General features: G+C 59.9%; 3 protein-coding genes and 2 pseudogenes. 2 read left to right on the forward strand and 3 right to left on the reverse strand.

The features are described from left to right. Positions 1–130: 130 nt before the first annotated feature. Positions 131–652 (reverse strand): annotated as a pseudogene (locus NCT32_RS36285) (ATP-binding protein); the annotation flags it as partial. A 294-nt stretch (positions 653–946) separates the two neighbouring features. Here NCT32_RS36285 and NCT32_RS36290 point away from each other — a divergent pair. Both NCT32_RS36290 and NCT32_RS36295 read left to right on the forward strand, forming a co-directional pair. Next, complete coding sequence (locus NCT32_RS36290; RefSeq protein WP_011493047.1) at positions 947–1,114, forward strand: hypothetical protein; 168 nt, start codon at positions 947–949, stop codon at positions 1,112–1,114. After that, positions 1,095–3,152 (forward strand): recombinase family protein, encoded by a 2,058-nt coding sequence (locus tag NCT32_RS36295; RefSeq protein WP_250491488.1) that lies wholly within the window; start codon positions 1,095–1,097, stop codon positions 3,150–3,152. Before NCT32_RS36290 ends, NCT32_RS36295 begins: the two co-directional genes overlap by 20 nt. 16 nt (positions 3,153–3,168) lie before the next feature. Here the strand turns inward: NCT32_RS36295 and NCT32_RS36300 are convergent, their stop codons facing one another. Next, on the reverse strand, positions 3,169–3,525 hold the full coding sequence (locus tag NCT32_RS36300) for an ATP-binding protein (protein WP_284508636.1): 357 nt from the start codon (positions 3,523–3,525) through the stop codon (positions 3,169–3,171). Next, positions 3,522–5,016, reverse strand: a pseudogene (istA, locus tag NCT32_RS36305) (IS21 family transposase). Before istA ends, NCT32_RS36300 begins: the two are co-directional and overlap by 4 nt. Positions 5,017–5,160 lie beyond the last annotated feature (144 nt).

Below are 5,160 nucleotides of genomic sequence, written 5' to 3' on the forward strand. Positions count from 1 at the left end.
GCGTCAAGCAGCGCGGCCGGTCAGCGACAACTATTTTGGCCGGTCAACGGGGTGGTTGTCGTTGGGTATCAGGTCATATTTAGCGTGCTCCTCCTTCGTAGTTGTCGTTGCGTGATGGTGTAGTTGACGCTCACCGCTGCTGCGTAACGTTGCCGTCGTCAGGCGACTGGCCACTAAACGGGTTGGCAGGGTTGTCGTCGTGTAATTGACGCCGCCGCGCGTTCTGTTTATCGCCGGCCTGGCGGCGGCGGTAGCTTGGAACGTTGAGCTCGAAGATCGTCGAGTGATGCACAAGACGGTCGATAGCGGCGACCGTCATGCCGGGGTCAGGGAACACGTCATTCCAACCCGAGAACGGCTGATTGGCCGTTATTAGAAGACTTTTACGCTCGTACCTCTCGGCAATCAGTTCGAACAGCACGCTGGTCTCGGCTTGGTCCTTGCGAGCGTACGACAGGTCATCGAGGGCGATGAGGTCGAAGCGGTCGAGCTTGGCCAGTGCTGAAGGCAACTGCAAGCTCTGGCGTGCTGCCTGCAGCTTCTGGACGAGTTCGCTGGTGCGCGTGAACAGCACGCGGTATCCGGCATCGATCAGGGCGTGCCCGATGGCCGAACCTAGATGGCTTTTTCCGACCCCCGGCGAACCCACTACACACTGCCCATCATCATTGCGATGGTGTGATCATCCTCTATCCGTTTCACCCTCGCTGCGGTGAACGAATAACCGTCGTCGGGATGAACAATTACCGGGGCGAGTCGTATCTGACTATCCGGCAGCCCGATGGCACTCTGACGCATCTTCCGCCGTGGATGGCAGGCGAGGATGCTGCCCGCATGTCTGTCGTGGTCCAGCCGGAATTGCCTCATGCAGTGCTGATCGAACTTCTGCGCCTGGTCGACACGGCGTTATCGTGCTTTGCGGCGGTAACACCTGAGGGAGGCAAAGATGCGCAACCAGATGACGAGGCAAAAGGATCTGTTCGAGGAAACTGTGCCGGAGGCGTTAGTATCAGAGGAGATGCAAGCCGAGTTGGTGACGCAACTGGCGCTGCTGATGTTCGCGTTGATCGACGTCATCGAAGCGGAGGCGCGTGATGAGCAAGATCGGCGCTGAACACCTTTCCCGTCGTGCATACGTGTACGTCCGTCAGTCAACGTTGGATCAGGTCCACCACAATCGCGAGAGCCAGTTGCGCCAATACGGGCTTGCCGATCGCGCACGCGGACTTGGCTGGCCAGATGCGACGGTTATCGATGACGACCTGGGTCGCTCCGGCTCTGGCAATCATCGTCCCGGATTCGAGCGCCTATTGGTGGCACTTTGCAGCGGCGAAGTGGGTGCCGTATTCTGCATCGAAGCCTCGCGTCTTGCGCGCAACGGTCGTGACTGGCACACGCTTCTGGAATTCTGCCGTCTTGTAGGATGCCTCCTGATTGACGAAGATGGAATCTACGATCCGAGACAGCCTAACGATCGCCTCCTGTTAGGCATGAAGGGCACGCTTTCCGAGATGGAGCTTTCGACGTTTCGCCAACGATCACAGGCGGCTCTTGATCAGAAAGCCAAACGCGGTGAACTGTTCACGTCGGTGCCAATCGGTTATGTGCGTGCACAAGGAAATCGTATCGAGAAGGATCCTGATACCCGCGTCCGGGAAGCGCTCGATCTCGCGTTCCGGAAGTTTCGTGAGTTTGGTAGCGTCAGGCAGGTCCTCCTATGGATTCGACAGGAATGCATTGAACTACCCGCGGTGAACTACGGCCCGGACGGTCGCCACATTGTATGGAAGCTTCCCGTCTATAACACCCTTCTGCACATCCTGACGAATCCGACTTATGGCGGCGCATACGCGTTTGGCAAGACCCGGACTATTGCTCGCATTGTGAACGGACGCAAGCGAGTGTTTGCGGGCAACCCCCTTCAGCGCGAGGAATGGCAAGCCTTGATCATCGAGCACCACGCGGGCTACATTAGCTGGGACGAATACGAGGCGAACCGCAAATTGATTACCAATAACGCGAACATGAAGGGCAGCATGGTCCGCGGCGCTGTCAAGCGCGGGAGCTCGCTTCTGGCGGGACTGCTTCGTTGCGGTCACTGCGGGCGCAAGCTGCACGTTGCGTATTCCGGCACCAAAGGCACCGTCGCGCGGTACAACTGTCAGGGCAGCATGATCAATCATGGTGGCCCTCGCTGCATTTCGTTTGGTGCGGTTCGTGTTGATCAACGCGTTACTGAAGAAGTTTTGCGCCAACTTCAACCGTTAGGTATTCGTGCATCACTCGAGGCCATTGAACGTGCACGAACAGAGCAGGACGAACGCGTGCGGCACAAGGAGCTGGCGCTTGAACAGGCGCGGTATGAAGCTGCGCGAGCACGTCGGCAATACGATGCGATTGATCCTGAGAACCGGCTGGTTGCCGCAGAACTTGAGCGACGGTGGAATGAAACGCTGAAGACGCAGGCGCAAATACAGACCGAGCTCGACCTCCTGCGCGAACAGTCATCGAGGGCGCTGAGTGCGGGCGCGCGTGATGAACTTCTGCGACTCGGTGAAGACCTGCCGCGGCTATGGCACCACCCGGCCAGTTCGGTCGAGATCAAGAAACGCATTCTTAGGACGGTCGTCAAGGAGATCGTTGCCACAAAGCAGGACGACACGATTCGTGCACTCGTGCATTGGCAAGGAGGCGATCACACCGAGATCGTGTTCGAGAAGAACCACACAGGTGAGCATCGCTGGGCCACCGATGTCGCAACGATAGACATCGTTCGCGCGTTGGCGAGAACGTTGGCAGATCAAGGCGTAGCAGCGGTCATCAATCGACTGGGCAAACGAACGGCGAAGGGCCACACCTGGACCGCTGCGCGAATCTGCACGCTGCGGAAGGACCATCGAATCCCTGCATATCGCGAGGGCGAACGGCAGGAGCGCCGCGAACTGACGGTTACAGAAGTAGCTACCCTGCTGGGTATCAGTGCGCCAACCGTCATCCGCCTGATTCGAGTCGGGAGGCTGCCGGCGTCACAGGCTTGTCTGGGTGCACCATGGATCATCCAGCAAGTGGACGTCGACAATTATCTGGCGCGACGAGCTGCGGACCGTCCGCAATCAGATAACTCAAATCAATTATCCATTGATCTTCAATGACATAGGGAGGTGAGCATTATGTCTCGTGCCCGGGTGGCCCGAACAGAAGGACCGTGGCGCCTTTTTCCAGCCATGACTCGCCGGTGGCCAGCGCCGTGACATGGGCCTTCGAGACCATTGGCACGGCGCTGAAGTCGAAGGTGGCGAGCGTCTTGGTCGGGTCCAGATGCGATTCGGTACGATGCCGCTCGATGCGTCGTTTGGCGCGCTCAGCCAGCTCGTGCTCAAGCAGCGCGCCAAGCAGTCGCGTGGCCTGCCAGCCTTCCTTAACCGAGCGCTCGGCGAACTCGGGCCACAACCTGCCGATCGTTGGCAAGCGCAGCTCGTTGAGCATCAAGGCCAGGCGGCCACCATCATGGGCGGGCGCGTTCATGCTGCCACCTCCTCGAGCAGTTCGTCATAGACGGCAACGGGCGGCATCTGAACTTCCACTTCAGGGCACGAGGCCTCACGGGGTGCGTACTGCTCACGCAGCGCCTTGAGATCAGGCAGCTTGCCGGCTTCCAGCAACACGTCAAGCTCTCCGGCCAGTACGACCTCCACGCCGTGAAGGCCTGCGAGTTCAAGCAGGCCAACCATCGTCTTGCATGCTTCGCGTTGCGACAGGCGGGCATCGAGTTTGTTCCCAGGTCCGACGGTAGGCCTCACGCGGGAACAGTGCGTCACGAAACGCGAGCCCCTTGAATGCCTGTGGTTTGCGCTTCAGGGAGCCAATGAAGTGGCGGTAATCAAGCGCGTGACGGTTGTCGTTTGCACGGGAACCCCGTGCGGTGCTGTGCACCAGCACGCCGGACAGGTAACAGTCGAGCCGGTCGCCGTAGACGCGCACCTTCAGCCGGTGACCTATCAGGCGCGACGGCGCACTGTAGAGGATGCCGCGCACCGTGAACGTGCTGCAGCGGGTCACAGGCGCTTCTTCCTCGACGAAGTCGGTGGTACGGTACTCCGGCAGATCCTAAAGCTGCTGGCGCTCGATCCGGAACGCGGCGGCGTTGCGCCGGTTTCGACGCATCACCTGCTCGCGGATGAATTCATCGTAGGCAGCACGATCAGCGAAATCGCGATGGCCACGCAGCATCAAGGCCTGACCGACCCCGTCCTTCAGATACCGGTGCGAGGATTCGACACTCCCGTTCTCGTGACCCAGACCGCGATTGTTGCGCGTGCCCTGCATGTCGTAATGCTCGAGCAGCGCCTTGTAACGGGTCGTGAAGTCTTCCTTCTCGCTCAGGTTCTTGAAGGCGGCTGACAGGCTGTCGGTGCGATGCTCACGCGGGCAACCTCCCGCCTGCCATAGAGCGTTCTGTAAACCGGTGGCGAGAGCTTCAAAGCTCTCGCCACCCTCAACCACGCAGGCATATTCCCAACGCGAGAATGCCAGCACGAAGTGATACAGCCGGTGTTCGAACGGAGCGCCGCCAATCGTCACGCACAGCTTGCTCATATCGGTGAAGTCAGACAGCCCGCGCACGCCGGGTTGATGCTCCTGAGGGAAGAAGATCTCCTGGCTGGGACCTTCGAGCGCCCGCCATTGAGAAATGCGTCGTTCCAGCGTGCGACGCATGCTGTCGGAATAGCAGCCCGGGTGATCATCCTGCAGCTTGCGCAGGATCGTGATGCCCATCAGATGGGGGGCGTTGCGCAGTAAGGGCACGACTTCGCTGTCCCAGACATCGGCGAACGGATCGGGACGGGTGCGCCAGGAGCGCCGGGGCTTCTGGGACGGCAACGTCGCGTCACGCTCGATGCGGCGTGCGCTGCGCACGCTTATTCCTGCCTTGGCGGCCGCAACTTCCTGCGAATGGTGTTTGCGCTTGTTCATGTAGAGGCGAACCTGTTGGTCGGTGATGCGGGTTCCAGACATGTACTGACCGCTTCTTCTTTAAGAATCGATCAGCCATCCTATTGCCCCGCCGACGCGGCGCCGCCGGTGGTTCGTCGTCTCCGGCGGCTACGCCGCCTCCGACTCCTCACCACCGGCCAAAACAAACGTCAACGACCGGCCAAG

Origin of the sequence: Caballeronia sp. INML2 (genome assembly GCF_023631365.1) — a bacterium.
Classification (GTDB): domain Bacteria; phylum Pseudomonadota; class Gammaproteobacteria; order Burkholderiales; family Burkholderiaceae; genus Caballeronia; species Caballeronia turbans.